Source organism: Sphingomonas sp., assembly GCF_042095875.1.
Taxonomy (GTDB): Bacteria; Pseudomonadota; Alphaproteobacteria; order Sphingomonadales; family Sphingomonadaceae; genus Sphingomonas.
In genome coordinates, this window is record NZ_JBELMJ010000056.1 from 1 (window position 1) to 15,174 (window position 15,174).

15 protein-coding genes are annotated in these 15,174 nt (G+C 70.8%); 8 read left to right on the forward strand and 7 right to left on the reverse strand.

Annotated features, from left to right (window positions below):
• Positions 1-418, forward strand: a 418-nt coding sequence (locus ACFDS6_RS14925) for an NUDIX hydrolase (protein WP_375272899.1), incomplete at its 5' end; no start/stop codon positions are given.
• 14 nt (positions 419-432) lie between these two features.
• On the opposite strand, the gene ACFDS6_RS14930 is transcribed toward ACFDS6_RS14925, so the two are convergent.
• Genes ACFDS6_RS14930 through ACFDS6_RS14940 form a run of 3 tightly spaced genes read right to left on the reverse strand, consistent with a single transcriptional unit; the run spans position 433 to position 4,201 of the window.
• Positions 433-714 carry an ETC complex I subunit gene (locus tag ACFDS6_RS14930; protein ID WP_375272900.1) on the reverse strand — a complete coding sequence of 94 codons (282 nt, stop codon included), beginning with the start codon at positions 712-714 and terminating at the stop codon, positions 433-435.
• Between the two features lie 40 nt (positions 715-754).
• On the reverse strand, positions 755-3,193 hold the full coding sequence (hrpB, locus tag ACFDS6_RS14935; protein WP_375272901.1) for an ATP-dependent helicase HrpB: 2,439 nt from the start codon (positions 3,191-3,193) through the stop codon (positions 755-757).
• Positions 3,194-3,205: 12 nt separating this feature from the next.
• On the reverse strand, positions 3,206-4,201 hold the full coding sequence (locus tag ACFDS6_RS14940; protein WP_375272902.1) for an adenosine kinase: 996 nt from the start codon (positions 4,199-4,201) through the stop codon (positions 3,206-3,208).
• A gap of 121 nt (positions 4,202-4,322) precedes the next feature.
• Between ACFDS6_RS14940 and ACFDS6_RS14945 the strand changes: the two genes are divergently transcribed.
• From ACFDS6_RS14945 to ACFDS6_RS14975, 7 genes are all read left to right on the forward strand, one after another.
• Entirely contained in the window at positions 4,323-4,991 is a 669-nt protein-coding gene (locus tag ACFDS6_RS14945; protein ID WP_375272912.1) for an EI24 domain-containing protein, read from the forward strand.
• Positions 4,988-5,341, forward strand: a complete 354-nt coding sequence (locus tag ACFDS6_RS14950; protein WP_375272903.1) for a hypothetical protein — start codon at positions 4,988-4,990, stop codon at positions 5,339-5,341. The genes ACFDS6_RS14945 and ACFDS6_RS14950 overlap by 4 nt, the downstream gene beginning before the upstream one ends.
• 84 nt (positions 5,342-5,425) lie before the next feature.
• Positions 5,426-6,337: an ABC transporter ATP-binding protein gene (locus tag ACFDS6_RS14955; RefSeq protein WP_375272904.1), complete on the forward strand. Its 912-nt coding sequence runs from the start codon at positions 5,426-5,428 to the stop codon at positions 6,335-6,337.
• Positions 6,334-7,566 (forward strand): ABC transporter permease, encoded by a 1,233-nt coding sequence (locus ACFDS6_RS14960; RefSeq protein WP_375272905.1) that lies wholly within the window; start codon positions 6,334-6,336, stop codon positions 7,564-7,566. The genes ACFDS6_RS14955 and ACFDS6_RS14960 overlap by 4 nt, the downstream gene beginning before the upstream one ends.
• Positions 7,567-7,625: 59 nt before the next feature.
• Positions 7,626-8,864 (forward strand): cytochrome P450, encoded by a 1,239-nt coding sequence (locus ACFDS6_RS14965; protein ID WP_375272906.1) that lies wholly within the window; start codon positions 7,626-7,628, stop codon positions 8,862-8,864.
• 58 nt (positions 8,865-8,922) lie between these two features.
• Complete coding sequence (locus tag ACFDS6_RS14970; protein ID WP_375272913.1) at positions 8,923-10,017, forward strand: DUF3667 domain-containing protein; 1,095 nt, start codon at positions 8,923-8,925, stop codon at positions 10,015-10,017.
• A 65-nt stretch (positions 10,018-10,082) separates the two neighbouring features.
• The gene (locus ACFDS6_RS14975) at positions 10,083-10,394 is read left to right on the forward strand and encodes a hypothetical protein (protein ID WP_375272907.1); all 312 of its coding nucleotides are present in this window, start codon (positions 10,083-10,085) and stop codon (positions 10,392-10,394) included.
• A gap of 99 nt (positions 10,395-10,493) precedes the next feature.
• On the opposite strand, the gene ftsH is transcribed toward ACFDS6_RS14975, so the two are convergent.
• From ftsH to ACFDS6_RS14995, 4 genes are all read right to left on the reverse strand, one after another.
• Positions 10,494-12,482, reverse strand: a complete 1,989-nt coding sequence (gene ftsH / locus ACFDS6_RS14980) for an ATP-dependent zinc metalloprotease FtsH (protein WP_375272908.1) — start codon at positions 12,480-12,482, stop codon at positions 10,494-10,496.
• 64 nt (positions 12,483-12,546) lie between these two features.
• On the reverse strand, positions 12,547-13,524 hold the full coding sequence (gene tilS / locus ACFDS6_RS14985; RefSeq protein ID WP_375272909.1) for a tRNA lysidine(34) synthetase TilS: 978 nt from the start codon (positions 13,522-13,524) through the stop codon (positions 12,547-12,549).
• A 23-nt stretch (positions 13,525-13,547) separates the two neighbouring features.
• Positions 13,548-14,468, reverse strand: coding sequence for a tol-pal system YbgF family protein (locus ACFDS6_RS14990; RefSeq protein WP_375272910.1), 921 nt, complete (start codon positions 14,466-14,468; stop codon positions 13,548-13,550).
• 71 nt (positions 14,469-14,539) lie between these two features.
• On the reverse strand, positions 14,540-15,174 hold a 635-nt coding region (locus ACFDS6_RS14995), incomplete at its 5' end, for a RodZ domain-containing protein (protein WP_375272911.1).

Below are 15,174 nucleotides of genomic sequence, written 5' to 3' on the forward strand. Positions count from 1 at the left end.
CGAGACGCCCGCGGGCGAGGTGATCCTGGTCGAGCAGTATCGCGTCCCGCTCGGCCGCCGCTCGCTTGAGCTACCCGCCGGGCTGGTAGGCGATGAGCCAGAGCACGCCGGGGCCGAGGGCGAGGGCGTGGCGAGCGCCGCCGCGCGCGAGCTGGAGGAGGAAACCGGCTACCGCGCCGGCCGGATTGAGGAGCTCGGCTTCTTCTACGCCTCGCCCGGGATGACCAGCGAGGGTTTCACGCTGGTGCGCGCGCACGACGTGGAAAAGGTCGGCGACGGCGGCGGCGTCGTCGGCGAGGACATCGAGGTGCTGCTGGTGCCGCGCAGCGAACTCGCCGCCTTCGTCGCGGCGAAGCGCGCGGCGGGCGTCGCGATCGACGTCAAGATGCTGCTACTGCTCGCCGACGCGCTGCTGTAGCGCGCCCGCGCGCATCACCGAAAGTTATCGGCGTAGCTCTGCAGCTTGAGCTTGCGGGTCGGCGTCGGGATCACCGTAAAGGCGATGCCCTGTTCCTCGGCATAGGCGACCGCGGCGTCGCAGGTGGGAAAGGTGAGCTTGATCTGGTCGCGCACGTCGCCGCTGCCTGCCCAGCCAGTCAGCGGATCGGCACGCTTCGGCTCGGCGGGCTCGTACTCGAGCACCCAGTGCGAGGTGGCAAAGCGCCCGGACTGCATGGCGTTCTTCGGGCGCTGATAGATGCGGGCGTTGGCCATTTGCGAAACTCTCGAACCGGTCTGATGCGTTGCAGATGCTCTAGCGCGCGCCGGCGTTCCGCGCATCCGCCTTTTTGGTGCGCAGCGTCGCGGTGGCGGCGGCGGGATCGTCGGGCCACGGGTGCTTGGGATAGCGCCCGCGCATCTCTCTCGCGACCGCGATCCATGATCCTGCCCAGAAGCCGGGCAGGTCGCGCGTCGTCTGGATCGGGCGACCCGCGGGCGAGGTGAGCGAGAGGACGAGCGGCACGCGGCGCTCGCCCACCACCGGATGCTCGGCGAGCCCGAACAGCGACTGGACGCGCAAGGTGACGGTCGGCCCTGCCTCCGCGGCGTAGTCGATCGCGTGCGTGCTGCCCGCGGGCGTGGTGAAGTCGGCGGGGGCGAGCCAATCGATCTGGCGCTGCGCGTCCCAGCCGATCAGCGTGCGCAGCGCGTCGGTGAGCGCGCCCGGCGGGATCGCGTCGAGCCGGCGGCGCCCGTCGACCAGCGCGGGCAACCACTCGTCGAGCCGGTCGACAAGCGTCTCGTCGTCGAACGCGACGCCCGCGAACGCGGCGCGTTGCCGCAGCGCGGTCGCGCCCTCGCCCCACGGCAGCAGCGAGAGGCCGTGGGTACGCACGCCCTCGACTAGCGCGTCGGCGATCGCTTGGCCGTCGACGCGCGTGTCGGGTCCCGACGACAGGCGGATTGCGCCCAGCCGTCGCTCGCGCATCGGCTGCACGCCGCCGGTCGCGGGGTCGAACGTGGCGGTGCGCACCGTCTCGATCCGGTCGGCGAACAGCGCCTCGACCTCGGCCAGCGTCAGCGGCGCTGCCGACAGGATGCGCGCGCCCGCAGCGGACCCCTGTGTCTCCGCCACCGCGAGCCACTCCGCGCGCGCGAGCGAGGCGGTCGCGTCGAGCCGGAACCCGCGCCCGCCGACCGAGGCCCAGCGCTCGCCGCTCACGTCCCGGCGGCGCGAGACTCGGTCGGGGAAGCCGAGCGCCAGCGTCGCGCCGATGCTCGCCTCACCTTCTCCGCGCCCAGCCCCACGTTCCGCCGACGTGGCCCAGCGCGCCGCGAGCTTGCGCGCGGCCTCCGCCTTCTGCCCGCGCTCGCTGCGCCAGCGCCGCAGCCGCACCTCCAGGTCGGCGTCGGGTCCGCCAAGCCCGCGCTCCTGCAACAGCACCGCGATCTCGGCCGCGAGCCTTTTGTCGGGCGCGGCGAGCAGCATATGCGCCAGCCGCGGCGCCATCGGCATCGCCGCGAGCCGTCGACCATGCGGCGTCGGGCGCCCGTCCTCGTCCAGCGCGCCGAGCGTCGCGAGCCGCGCACGCGCCTCCGCAATCGCCGCCTCGGGCGGCGGGTCGATCCAGCGCAGGTCGCGCGGGTCGGCGACACCCCAGATCGCGGTGGCGAGCAGCAGAGCCGACAGGTCGGCCTCCAGGATCTCCGGCGGGTCGAAGCGCGGCATGCCCGCGGTCGCGGCTTCCTCCCACAACCGATAGGCGACCCCCGGCCCCTGTCGCGCGGCGCGACCGGCGCGCTGCGTCGCCGCCGCCTGGCTCTCGCGCTCGGTCACCAGCCGGGTCATGCCGGCCGCGCGATCGTAGCGCGGGCGGCGGGCGAGCCCGGAGTCGACCACGACGCGGATGCCGTCGAGCGTAAGGCTCGTCTCCGCGATTGCGGTCGCGAGGACGAGCTTGCGCGCGCCATCGGCCTCGGCGCGGATCGCGGCGCGCTGTGCTACGGGATCGAGGCTGCCATGCAGGCGGTGGAGCGTGACGCCGGGAAGATCGCCTAGCGCGGTCGCGGTCCGCTCGATCTCGGCGACGCCGGGCAGGAAGGCGAGCACCCCGCCCTGTTCCTCCTTGAGTGCCTGCCGGATCGTCGCGGCCATCGCCTGCTCGATCCGCTGCTCGCCCGCGCGACCGACGGGGCGCAGCGTCAGCGGATAGCTGCGCCCTTCGCTCTCAATGACGGGCGCGTCGTCCATCAGCGCGGCGAAGCGCGCGCCGTCGAGCGTCGCCGACATCGCGACCACGCGCAGGTCGGGGCGCAACCCTGTTTGCGCGTCGAGTGCCAGCGCGAGGCCGAAGTCGCCGTCGAGGCTGCGCTCGTGCACCTCGTCGAACAGGATCGCCGACACGCCGGCGAGTTCGGGATCGGCCTGCAACCGCGCGGTCAATATGCCCTCGGTCACGACGGTGACGCGCGTCGCGGCCGAGCGCTTGCTGTCCAGCCGGGTCGCGTAGCCGAAGGTGCGCCCTACGCCCTCGTCGGCGAGCGCCGCCATCCGCTCCGCCGCGACGCGCGCGGCGAGCCGCCGCGGACTGGTGACCAGCACCTCGCCCGTGCACCAATCCTCCGCCAGCAGCGCGGGCGCGACCGCGGTCGTCTTGCCCGCGCCCGGTGGCGCCACCAGCACCGCCGCCGACCGCGTGCGCAAGGCGGCGAGCAGGTCGGGCAGGACGGCGTGGATCGGCAGCGCCGTCACGATGCGCTCCGGTCAGGCAGCCTGCCGCGCGAGCTCCTTCAGGTCGGCCACCGGGCGCGCGCCGAAGTGGCTGATGACCTCGGCCGCGCACACCGCGCCGAGCGTCAGCGACTGCTCCAGCGTCTGCTCCCGCGCCTGGCCGTGGAGGAACCCGGCGGCGAACAGGTCGCCCGCGCCGGTGGTGTCGACCACCGCGTCGATCGGCTGCGCCGGCACGGTCACGCGCTCGTCGCCCGCCTGCGCCAGCGCGCCGCGCTCGCTCAGCGTCACAACCACCAGCGGCACCTTGCCTGACACCGCGGCGATCGCCGCATCAACGTCCGGCTGCTGCGTCAGGAACATGATCTCAGCCTCGTTGGCGAACAGCACGTCGATCAGCCCCTGGTCGATCAGTTCCTGGAACGCCGCGCGGTGCCGGTCGATCACGAACTCCGCCGACAGCGTGAAGGCGACCTTGCGCCCTGCCTTGCGCGCGATGTCGATTGCGGCGCGCATCGCGGCGCGCGGCTCCTCGGGGTCCCACAGGTAGCCCTCGAGGTAGAGGTAGCGCGCGTCCTCGATCAGCGCGGCGTCGATCGACTCGGCCGGCAGGTAGTGCGACGCGCCGAGAAAGGTGTTCATCGTCCGCTGCCCGTCGGGCGTCACGAAGATCAGGCAGCGCCCGGTGGTCGGCTGGCCGGCGCGCGCCGACACGTCGAAGCGGATGCCTGCGGCGTGGATGTCGTGCGCGAACACCTCGCCGAGCTGGTCATCGGCGACCTGGCCGATGAAGGCGCACTCGCTGCCCAGCGCCGCCATCCCCGCGATCGTGTTCGCGGCGGAGCCACCCGATACCTCCTGCCCCGGCCCCATCTTGGCGTAGAGCGCGTCCGCCTCTTCGGGCGAGAACATCAGCGCCATCGCGCCTTTGGTCATGCCGTTCTCGGCGACGAAGGCGTCGTCTGCGGGCGAGAGGACGTCGACGATGGCGTTGCCGATCGCGACCACGTCGTAACGGGGTTCGGTCAAAGGGATGCTCCAACAGGGCGCGGCAGGACGATCGGCTCGCGCGGATGGCGCTCGCGGTAGCCAAGCCGCCCGCCAGCCGCAACCGTTGACGCGTGGCCCCGCACCCGCGATCCTCGCGACCATGTTCCAAGCGCTGCTGCTCTCGCTCGCCCAGCTCGGCGACCCCGCGATCCGGCGCGTGCTCGCCAAGTCGCTGGGCGTGACGCTCGCGATCTTCGCGGTGCTGGGTGCGGCGATCTGGAGGGGGCTCGACCTCGCACTGTCGGGCTGGCGCTATCACGGCGCGCTGGCGGGCGTGGCGGCGAGCGCGCTGACGCTGCTCGCGCTGTGGCTGCTGTTCCGCGCGGTGGCGGTGCTGGTGGTGGGCTTGTTGGCAGACGACGTGGTGGCGGCGGTCGAGCGGCGGCATTACCCGGCCGCGCTGGCGAGCGCGCGCGCGGTGCCGCTGCACCATTCGCTGCGCATGGGGCTGGGTTCGGCGGCGCGGTTCCTCATCGTCAACCTGGCGATGACGCCCGTATATATCGCGCTGCTGGTCACGGGCGTCGGCACCGCGGCGGCGTTCTTCGTGGTTAACGCCTGGCTGCTCGGGCGCGACCTGACCGACATGGTGGCGAGCCGGCACCTGCCCGCTGCGGCGGTACGCGACTGGCGCAAGGCGAATGCCGCGAGAGCGTTCCTGCTGGGGCTTGCGGGAACGGGGCTGTTCGTGGTTCCGCTCGTCAACCTGCTCGCCCCCGTGCTCGGCGCGGCGATGGCGACCCATCTGTTCCACAGGACGCAACCATGATCCGCCGGTTCTTCCCCCTCCTGCTCGCCCCGCTCGCCGCCTGCGGTCCGCAAGGATTGGCCCCTCCGCCCGCGCTCAGCAGCGCGCCGTCGCAGGCGAACCTGCCGGTGATGGGGCAGGACGCCGCCGGGCTGGTGCGCCTGTTCGGCAACCCCGACGCCGACGTGCGCGAAGGCACCGCGCGCAAGCTCCAGTTCGAGAGCGCGATCTGCGTACTCGATGCCTATCTCTATCCGAAGGGCAGCGGGAACCAGCGCGTCACCTGGGTCGACGCGCGTCAGCGCGACGGCAGCCCGATCGATCGCGCGAGCTGTATCGCCGCCCTTTCCCGCCGCGACGGCGGCAAATAAGCCTCCTATCGCCGGAGCGGCAAGTAGCGCTTCCGGCACGCGCACCGCCGCGCTACCACGAGAACGAACGGCGGGGGCAGAAGCGTGGATTGGGCGATCACCGCCGAAGGATTGGTCAAGCGCTTCGGCGAGCGCCGCGTGGTCGACGGCGTCGACCTGACCGTGCCCGCGGGCGCGATCTACGGCGTGCTCGGACCCAATGGCGCGGGCAAGACGACGACACTGCGCATGCTGCTCGGCATCATCGAACCCGATGAGGGCCATCGCACGCTGCTCGGCCGCGCGCAGCCGCAGGACGCGAGCGACCAGGTCGGCTACCTGCCCGAGGAGCGCGGGCTCTACCCCGCGATGAAGGCGCGCGAGGCGATCGCGTTCATGGGGGCGCTGCGCGGACTCGACTGGCGCACCGGGCGCACGCGCGCGGGCGAGATGCTGGAGGCGGCCGGGCTCGGCCACGCCGCCGACGAGAAAATCCGCAAGCTGTCCAAGGGCATGGCGCAGCTCGTCCAGCTACTCGGCTCGGTCGTCCACCAGCCCGAGCTGATCGTCCTCGACGAACCCTTCTCCGGGCTAGACCCGGTCAACCAGGAACGGCTCGAGCGATTGATCCTGGCCGAGCGCGATCGCGGCGCGACGATCCTGTTTTCCACCCACATCATGGCGCACGCGCAGCGGTTGTGCGACCGGCTCGCGGTGATCGCGGGCGGCAAGCGGCGGTTCGAGGGGACGGTCGACGAGGCACGCGCGCTGCTGCCGCAGCAGGTCCGTTACGTGCCGCATCATTCCGGCCCCGACATCGCCACCGCCCTTCCCGCCGACGCGCAGCCCGACGGCGAGGGCTGGCGCTTCGCGCTGCCGGCGGGTGGGATCGAGCAGACGCTCAAGCAGCTGATCGACGACGGGTACGGTATTTCGGGGCTGTCGATCGAGCGACCCGGCCTGCACGAGGCCTTCGTCCGCATCGTCGGTGCCGACACGGCGGAGGCGGCACGATGAGCAGATTTGGCACTCAGACACGCTTCCGGCGCCAGCTCCGTCAGACGCTGACGATCGCGCGGCGCGACTTCGTCGCCACCGTGTTCACGCCGATCTTCCTGTTATTCCTGTTTGCGCCGTTGATCATGAGCTCGTTCGGCGCGATCGGCGGGCTGGGCGCGGCGAACGCGGCGGACGGATCGTCGGACAAGCAGCGCATGGTGCTGGTCATGCCGGTTGCCGAGGCGCGGCTGGTGCGCGCCGCCGACGATCAACTCCGCGACACCTTCTCGCGCAATGCCGCCCCGCCCGCGATCGTCGTGGTGACGGATTCGGTCGCCCCGCGTGGCCAGCTGGCACGCCGCGACTTCGACGTGTCCGCAGTGATGCAGGGGCCGCTCGACCGACCCGCGATCTTCTTCGTACCCGGCGGGCGGCGCGACGCGCGCTACCTGGCCGCGCTCGCCGACGTGGCGCTGCGCCGGCACGCGACCGGAGGGGCACGCGTGTCGACGCCGGTGCTCGAACAGGTGCGCGTCGCCACCCCCTCACTCGGTGGGCGCAAGACCAGCGCCTTCTTCGCGGTGTTCGGCATCTTCTTCCTGACGCTGTTCCTGTCGGGCCAAGTCGTCGGCACGATGGCGGAGGAGCGCAACAACAAGGTGATCGAGGTGCTGGCCGCCGCGGTGCCGCTCGAATCGGTGTTCCTCGGCAAGCTGCTCGGTATGTTCGGGGTAGCGGTGCTGTTCGTCGCCTTCTGGGGCACGATCGTCAGCCAGATCGGGCAGTTCCTCCCCGCCGATCTGGGCGCCCAGGCGGCGCAACTCTTGCCCGCGGTCGGGCTAGGCTCGTTCGCGATCCTGTTCGCGGCCTATTTCACCACGGCCTACCTGCTGCTCGGCGCGGTGTTCCTCGGCGTCGGCGCGCAGACATCGACGATGCGCGAGATCCAGATGCTGTCCTTGCCGATCACGGTGCTGCAGGTCGGCATGTTCGGCCTCGCCTCCGCTGCCGCCTCGCGCCCGGGCACGTGGATCGCGACGGTGGCCGAGCTGTTCCCGCTGTCCTCCCCGTTCGCGATGGCGGGCCACGCCGCGAACCGGCCCGAGCTGTGGCCGCACGCCGCGGTGCTCGCCTGGCAGTTGTTGTGGGTGTCGATCTTCATCACCGTCGGCGCGCGGCTGTTCCGGCGCGGGGTGCTGCAGTCGGCGAGCAGCAGGCCCGCGTGGCGGCGGCTTCTGCGCCGGTAACGAAACGCTGTTGACACGGCTGTCAGTTAGGTTTTTCCTCGCCAGATAGGAGAGACCCGATGGCCACGCTGTTGAGAGAGGCTGCGCCCGCGATCGACCCGTTCGACGTGAGCCGGCCCGAGCTGTACCGCGACGACACCTGGAGCGAGCCGTTCCGCCGGCTGCGCGCCGAGGCCCCGGTGCACAAGGTCGAGCAGTCCGAGTTTGGCCCGTACTGGTCGGTGTCGACCTACAAGCCGATCGTCGAGGTCGAGTCGCTGCCCGACCTCTACTCGTCGGAAGTCGGCGGCTTCACGATCGCGCCGTTCGCGCCCGAGGGCAGCGAGGTGCGCATGCCGATGTTCATCGGTCGCGACCGTCCGGTCCACACCGGGCAGCGGCGCACCGTCGCCCCCGCCTTCACGCCTAGCGAGATGGTGCGCATGACCGGCGACATCCGTCGCCGCACCGCCGAGATCCTCGACGCGCTGCCCTACGGCGAGCAGTTCGATTGGGTCGACCGCGTGTCGATTGAGCTGACGACGCAGATGCTCGCGATCCTGTTCGACTTTCCCTGGGCCGACCGGCGCAAGCTGACCGAATGGTCCGACTGGGCGGGTGACATCGAGATCATCAAGAACGATGCGCTTCGCGAGCAGCGGCTGGGCAAGATCTACGAAATGGGTGCTTACTTCCAAGGGCTGTGGAACGCCAAGATCGACGCCGAGCCGACCCCCGACCTGATCAGCATGATGATCCACTCCGACGCGATGGGTCAGATGGACGCCAATGAATTCATGGGCAATCTGATCCTGCTGATCGTCGGCGGCAACGACACCACGCGCAACACGATGAGCGGGCTCGTCTACGCGCTCGACAGGTTCCCGGACCAGCGCGTCAGGCTGGAGGCCGACACGGGCCTGATCGGCAACGCCACCAGCGAGATCATCCGCTGGCAGACCCCGCTCGCGCACATGGCGCGCACCGCCACCGCCGACACCGAGCTCGCCGGACAGCGGATCGCCGCGGGCGACAAGGTGGTGATGTGGTACATTTCCGCCAACCGCGACGAGAGCGTGTTCGGCGACAATGCCGACGCGTTCCAGGTCGACCGCGCCAACGCGCGACGCCACCTCGCCTTCGGGCACGGCATCCATCGCTGCGTCGGCGCACGGCTCGCCGAATTGCAGGTGTCGATCCTGCTGGAGGAGATGGCGGCGCGGCGGATGCGCGTGAATGTCGTCGGCGCGCCCGCGCGCGTCGCCGCCTGCTTCGTCCACGGTTACCGCTCGCTGCCGGTCGAACTGTCGCATTATTGAGGGCTTGAGCCGCCGCCGATTGCGGCTAGCATCGCGGGCAGCAGGCGGGGGCTTCGTGATGGTCGGTGAGATGGCGGCGGACGTGGTGACCGGTGGCGTACTCGCGCACGCGGTCGAGCCGCGCGGCGGCGCGCACGTCCGTGCGGGTGCGCACGAGCATGGACTGTGCCTCAACTGCGGCACCGCGCTGATCGACGCGCACTGCCATCGCTGCGGGCAGGCCGGGCATGTCCACCGCACTGCGGGCGCGTTCTTCCACGACGTGCTCCACGGCGTGTTCCACTTCGAGGGCAAGGCGTGGCGCACGCTGCCGATGCTGGTGCTCCACCCCGGCGCGCTGACCCGCCGCTACGTCGCGGGCGAGCGCGCGCGCTTCGTGTCGCCGATCGCATTGTTCCTGTTCTCCGTCTTCCTGCTGTTCGCGGTCCTGGCGCAGCTGCCGATGTTCCACTTCGGCGACAGCCCGTTCCTGAAGAACGGCGGGAGCGGCGTCGTCGAGCTGCAGTCGAGGATCGCGCAGGAACGGGAAAAGGTGCGCCACGAGCTGTCTGACCTGCAGGGCGAACTCGCCCGGGAACGCGCCGACCGCGAGCCCGACCCCGTACGCGTCGCCAAGCTGGAGCGTCGGATCGCCGATGCGCGGAGCGCGGTCCACGACATGGGCGTCGCGCAAGAGGCGTTGCCGCGTGTCAAGGTACGCAGCAGGCTGGGATCGGGGTTCGAGCATTGGGTCGAGCAGAAGTGGGCGCACGCCACGGAGAACCCACAGCTGCTGCTCTACAAGCTGAAGAGCAGCGGGTATAAGTACAGCTGGGCGCTGATCCCGCTGTCGCTGCCGTTCCTGTGGCTGCTGTTCCCGTTCAGCCGCCGCTTCGGCTTCTACGACCATTCGGTGTTCGCGACCTACTCGCTCACCTTCATGTCGCTGCTGGCGATCACGACCGCGTTGTTGATGACGGCGGGCGCGTCGTCGGGGATCGTGATCGTCGCGCTCGTCGCGGCGGTGGTGCACATCTACAAGCAGCTGAAGGGCGCCTACTCGCTCGGTCGCGCCGGCGCGCTGGTGCGCACGGTCGTGCTCACTACCTTCATCTGTTGGGCGATCGTGCCGCTGTTCCTGACCGGATTGCTCTACCTCGGGCTCGCCGACTGATCGCGCGCAACCTGCGGCGGGCGGCCGCGTTACCCGACGCACTGTCACCTCAGGGAGTTTATATCATGCGCAAGTTCCTGCTCACCCTCGCCGCCGCTGGCCTGGCCGTCCCGACCGCGGCCGTCGTCGCACCCACGGGCAAGGCCGAAGCGCGCGAGTATCGCGGCAAGAGCGCGAAGCACCGTCGCTACCGCGGTGCGCGTCGCTGCCGCTACTCGAGCGGAACGACCGGCCTGGTCGCCGGCGGCGTCGGCGGCGCGGTGCTGGGCAACGCGGTCGGTGGCGGCCTGCTCGGCACGGTAGCGGGCGGCGCGGCGGGTGCACTGGGCGGCCGCGCGATCGATCGCACCATCACCGCCAAGAAGCGCTGCCGCTGAGGCAGGCACCTGCCCGCCAAACGCGGGCAGGCCCGATATGAAGAGAGCCGCGGAAGGAATGACCTTCCGCGGCTCTCTGATGTGCGGGTCAGCGCGTCGTCACGCACCCGCGGGTGACGGCGTACCGAACGGCCCGCTCGGCCGCTTCGTCTTGGGGATCGACGTACCCGCGCTCGGCAGCGGCGCGGTCTTCGGCCCCTGATCGATGCGCCCGATATCGTCGCCCGCGATCAGCCGCTTGATCTCCTCGCCGTTCAACGTCTCATATTCCAGCAGCGCACCCGCGAGCGCGTGGAGCTGGTCGATGTGGTCGCTCAGCACCTGCTTCGCGCGCGACAGCCCGCCCTCGACGATGCCCTTGATCTCGTCGTCGATCAGCTGCGCGGTCGCGTTCGACATGCGCACCGGCTGCGACGAGGAGTAGCCGAGGAAGCTCTCCCCCTCGGGCTGGGCGTACTCGACCGGGCCGACCTTGTCCGACATGCCCCATTTAGTAACCATGTCGCGCGCCAGGCCGGTCGCGTACTGGATGTCGCCAGAGGCGCCCGACGACACCTTGTCGTAGCCGAAGATGATCTCCTCGGCGACGCGTCCGCCCATCGCGACGGCCAAGTTCGCGTACATCTTGTCACGGTGGTAGCTGTAGCTGTCGCGCTCGGGCAGGCGCATCACCATACCGAGTGCGCGACCGCGCGGGATGATCGTCGCCTTGTGGATCGGATCGGACGCGGGCTCGTGCATCGCGACGACGGCGTGTCCGGCCTCGTGATAGGCGGTCATGCGCTTCTCGTCGTCGGTCATCACCATCGAACGCCGCTCGGCGCCCATCATGACCTTGTCCTTGGCCTCCTCGAACTCGGCGGAGGCGACCAGCCGCTTGCCCTTGCGCGCCGCCATCAGCGCCGCCTCGTTGACGAGATTGGCGAGATCGGCGCCCGAGAAGCCGGGCGTGCCGCGCGCGATGATGCGCGCGTCGACGTCGGGGGCGAGCGGCACCTTCTTCATGTGCACTTCGAGGATCTTGACGCGCCCGTCGATGTCGGGACGCGGCACGACCACCTGGCGGTCGAAGCGGCCCGGACGCAGCAGCGCGGGATCGAGCACGTCGGGACGGTTGGTTGCCGCGACGATGATGATGCCCTCGTTCGCCTCAAACCCGTCCATCTCGACCAGCAGCTGGTTGAGCGTCTGCTCGCGCTCGTCGTTGCCGTTGCCCAACCCTGCGCCGCGGTGGCGACCCACCGCGTCGATCTCGTCGATGAAGACGATGCACGGCGCCGACTTCTTCGCCTGCTCGAACATGTCGCGCACGCGGCTGGCACCGACGCCGACGAACATCTCGACGAAGTCCGAGCCCGAGATGGTGAAGAACGGCACGCCCGCCTCACCCGCGATCGCGCGCGCGAGCAGGGTCTTGCCGGTACCGGGCGAGCCGACCAGCAGCGCGCCCTTCGGGATCTTGCCGCCCAGCCGGGCGAACTTGGTCGGGTCCTTCAGGAACTCGACGATTTCGGTCAGCTCCGCGCGCGCCTCGTCGATACCGGCGACGTCGTCGAACGTCACCTTGCCGTGCTTCTCGGTCAGCATCTTGGCGCGGCTCTTGCCGAAGCCCATCGCGCCGCCCGCGCCGCCACCCTTCTGCATCTGGCGCAGCACGAAGAACGCGATGCCGAGGAACAGCAGAAACGGCAGCGCCTGGACCAGGATATACTGCCAGATCGAGGGCCCCTCCTCGGGCTTGCCCGCGACCTCGACGCCCGCCTTGCGCAGCCGCTCAATCAGGCCGGAGTCCTGCACCGGATAGGTGCGGAAGCGATCACCCGATGAGAAGGTGCCGGAGATCATGTCGCGCGACACATTGACCGTCTTGACCGTGCCCTCGTCGACCTTGTCGAGGAAGGTCGAGTAGGCGACGGTGTTGCCCTGCGCGGCACCACTGCGGCCGTCGAACATCGTCACGACAACGGCGAGCGCGAGCAGGATGCCTACCCAGATCAGCAGGCTTTTCATCCACGGATTGGGGCCGCCACCACCGTTGGCGCCGCCATTCTCGCCATTGTTGCCTGACTGCTTCTCGTTGTCGTTCATTCGGGAGCCTTTCGTCCACGAATATGTAGGCGCGGCGGGGTTAATGGCAATGGAACAAGAACGATCACGGCGATCGACGCGCGGGCGCCCGGACGAAGCGCCAGACCGCTTCGTCGCACGCGCCGCGCGTCGCGCGACACAGGACGTTGCCGAGCGTGACGCCGTACCCGCGACCGAGCGAGGCAACCGCGGCCGCGACCGCACCGCCGCGAGGATCGGCACCGGGTTCGATCGCGTCGACGCAGCGTGCGACCAGCCGCCGCCGCAGGTCGAACGGCAGGTCCGCCGGGGTGAACACGACCTCGCCGCCTCCGACGCGGCAGCGCTCACGCCACTGCTGTTCGGCGACCCAGTCGAGCGCTTCCTCGGCGTCGTTGAGCGCCTGCGCGCTGCGCGACCACCCCGTTGCAGCGATCCACGTCGCGTCCGCCAGCGAGGCGCGCACGCGCGCCCGGTCGAAGCGCGCGTCGCGGTTGGTCGGGTCGTCGACCGGCGTGATGCCGGCGACGCGCACCAGCGCGGCGAGCTCGGCGCGCCGCCAGCCCAGCAGCGGGCGGATCACCGCGCCGCTGCGCGCGCGGACCCCAGACAGCCCCGTCAGCCCGGCGCCGCGGTTCAGCCGCATCACCAGCGTCTCAACCTGATCGTCGGCGTGATGCGCGGTGGCGATCGCGCTCGCCCCGATCGCCGCGGCGTGCGCGCCGAGCAGGTCGTAGCGCACCTTCCGCGCGCGCGACGACAGGTTGCGGGTCCGGCCGGCCCGTTCGGGCAAGGAAGCGCTGAGCGTCGCATGCGCGATGCCGCGCGTCGCGCACAGCGTCGCTACCCACGCCGCCTCCCCCGCCGCTTCGGCGCGCAGCCCGTGGTCGACCGTCGCCGCGCGGCACCGCTTACCCAGCAGCGCGTGCGCCAGCAGCAGCAGCGCGACGCTGTCGGGTCCGCCCGATACCGCGACCAGCAACGTGCCGTGCGCAACGTCGAACAAGGTCGACAGATCGTCGCCGAACCGCCGGATTGCCGCCGGATCGAGCGCGACCCGCATCGTCCGTGCCGCTCAGTGCAGCGTTACGAGCATTTCGCCGCGACCCGTGCCTTCGCCACGTCCGCCTTCATCGTGGCGGAGATCTTGTCGCCGTAGACGTCGGTCAGCTCGCCGTAGACCTTGCACGCGTCGGCGGGCTTGTTGAGCTTGGTCAGCGACTGCCCGAGGTAATAGAGGCTGTCGGGCGCGCGCTCGCCTTCGGGAAACTTCTTGTAATTGTCGTAGAAGGCGATCGAGGCGAGGCTCGGCTTGCCCTCGTCGAGGTAGCTACGACCGAGCAGATTCTGCGCGAAGCTGGCGCGGCGGTGCTTGGGATAGGTCGCCACCACCTGCTTCAACTGTGCCTCCGCCTCGGGATAGAGTTTCGCGGCGTAGAGCCGGTAGCCATAGGTATAGGCGTCCTCGGCGGCGTCGCCGGTGTCCGGCTTCTCGACGTTGGCGGTGCGCGCGCTGCGCGTCGGTTCGGTCGCGGCGGGCCGGGCATCGGCGGCGCGGCCCGGCGCGGTGTCGCCAGCGGCGCTGGCGGCGCCGCGCGACGGCGGGGCCGCGGCTGCGCCGTCACTCGCCGCGTTAGGCGGTGACGCGAGCCGGGCGTCGGTCGCCTTCTTGTAGGCGGCGAACTGGTCCTCGATCTGACGCAGGCGGTACTGCGTCTGCTCGATCTGACCGGTCATCGTCGCCATCTGCTGCTCCAGCGCGACGACGCGGTTGGTCAGGTCGGTCACCGGGCTGGTCGCGGGAACGCCGTTCGGCACGCTGGTCGTCGCCTCGGGCGAGATCTGCGGCTCGACCATCGCGGCGGCGCCGCCCGGAAACACCTTGCGCTGAACCGCGCGCATCTCGCTCTCTAGCTTGCCGACGCGTCCCTCGACGTTCGACTGCGCCAGCGCCGGCGTCGTCGCCATCGCCAATGCGCTGCCCGCACCCAACCAGAACCTGCTCATGCGTCGCCCCCGACCGTCGATCATCATGCGTCGTAACTAGTTGCGGTCACCTGTCCATACGCTGAAGCGCGTCACTGCGCCGCGGGCGTGCCCGCCGCCACCGGCGCTGCATCCGCCGCGGCGCGGTTGGCGCGCGCCGCCTCGTTGGCGTCGCTGGACGGCGCGGAGAAGGCGGGCGGCAGCGGCGCGGCGCGCGTGCCCGACGTCGCGCGCGCGGGCGTAGCGGTCGGCGCGGCCGCGACCGGCGCCGCGCCCGTCGCCCCGCTGGCCGCTCCGCCCGACAGCGCCGCGGCACTGATGCGCACGTCCTTGAGCGGCCGGCTGCCGTCGCCGAGCGGCGGTACCGCGCGCCCGCCGACCGTGATCCGCAGCTTGTCGGGCCGACCGACGTTGACCATCGGCTCGTTCGCGTTCGCCGGCACCTCGAACTGCTCGCCCGGCTTCATCGTGCCGAGATACAGGGTCGTGTTCGCCGCGTCGTACACGCGCAGCCAGACCTCGTCCGCCGCGGTCAGCACGACCGGCCCGCTCGTCGCGGCGGTCGGCGAGGCCGCGGGCGTCGGGGCGGGCACGGCGGTCGACACCTGCGCGTCACTCGCCGGTTCGCTCGCCGGTGTGCCCGTGCCGCGGAACACGTCGGTGGTGAACCATAGCAGCGCGAGGATCAGCACCGCGAGCGCGAGCCCCAGCGCGACGATCACCAGCC

Coding starts and splice junctions, on each gene's coding strand:
- ACFDS6_RS14965 (WP_375272906.1), top strand. CDS start 7,626: ATGGCCACGCTGTTGAGAGAGGCTGCGCCCGCGATCGACCCGTTCGAC.
- ACFDS6_RS14930 (WP_375272900.1), bottom strand. CDS start 714: ATGGCCAACGCCCGCATCTATCAGCGCCCGAAGAACGCCATGCAGTCC.
- ACFDS6_RS14975 (WP_375272907.1), top strand. CDS start 10,083: ATGCGCAAGTTCCTGCTCACCCTCGCCGCCGCTGGCCTGGCCGTCCCG.
- ftsH (WP_375272908.1), bottom strand. CDS start 12,482: ATGAACGACAACGAGAAGCAGTCAGGCAACAATGGCGAGAATGGCGGC.
- ACFDS6_RS14950 (WP_375272903.1), top strand. CDS start 4,988: ATGATCCGCCGGTTCTTCCCCCTCCTGCTCGCCCCGCTCGCCGCCTGC.
- ACFDS6_RS14970 (WP_375272913.1), top strand. CDS start 8,923: ATGGTCGGTGAGATGGCGGCGGACGTGGTGACCGGTGGCGTACTCGCG.
- ACFDS6_RS14990 (WP_375272910.1), bottom strand. CDS start 14,468: ATGAGCAGGTTCTGGTTGGGTGCGGGCAGCGCATTGGCGATGGCGACG.
- ACFDS6_RS14945 (WP_375272912.1), top strand. CDS start 4,323: ATGTTCCAAGCGCTGCTGCTCTCGCTCGCCCAGCTCGGCGACCCCGCG.
- ACFDS6_RS14960 (WP_375272905.1), top strand. CDS start 6,334: ATGAGCAGATTTGGCACTCAGACACGCTTCCGGCGCCAGCTCCGTCAG.
- tilS (WP_375272909.1), bottom strand. CDS start 13,524: ATGCGGGTCGCGCTCGATCCGGCGGCAATCCGGCGGTTCGGCGACGAT.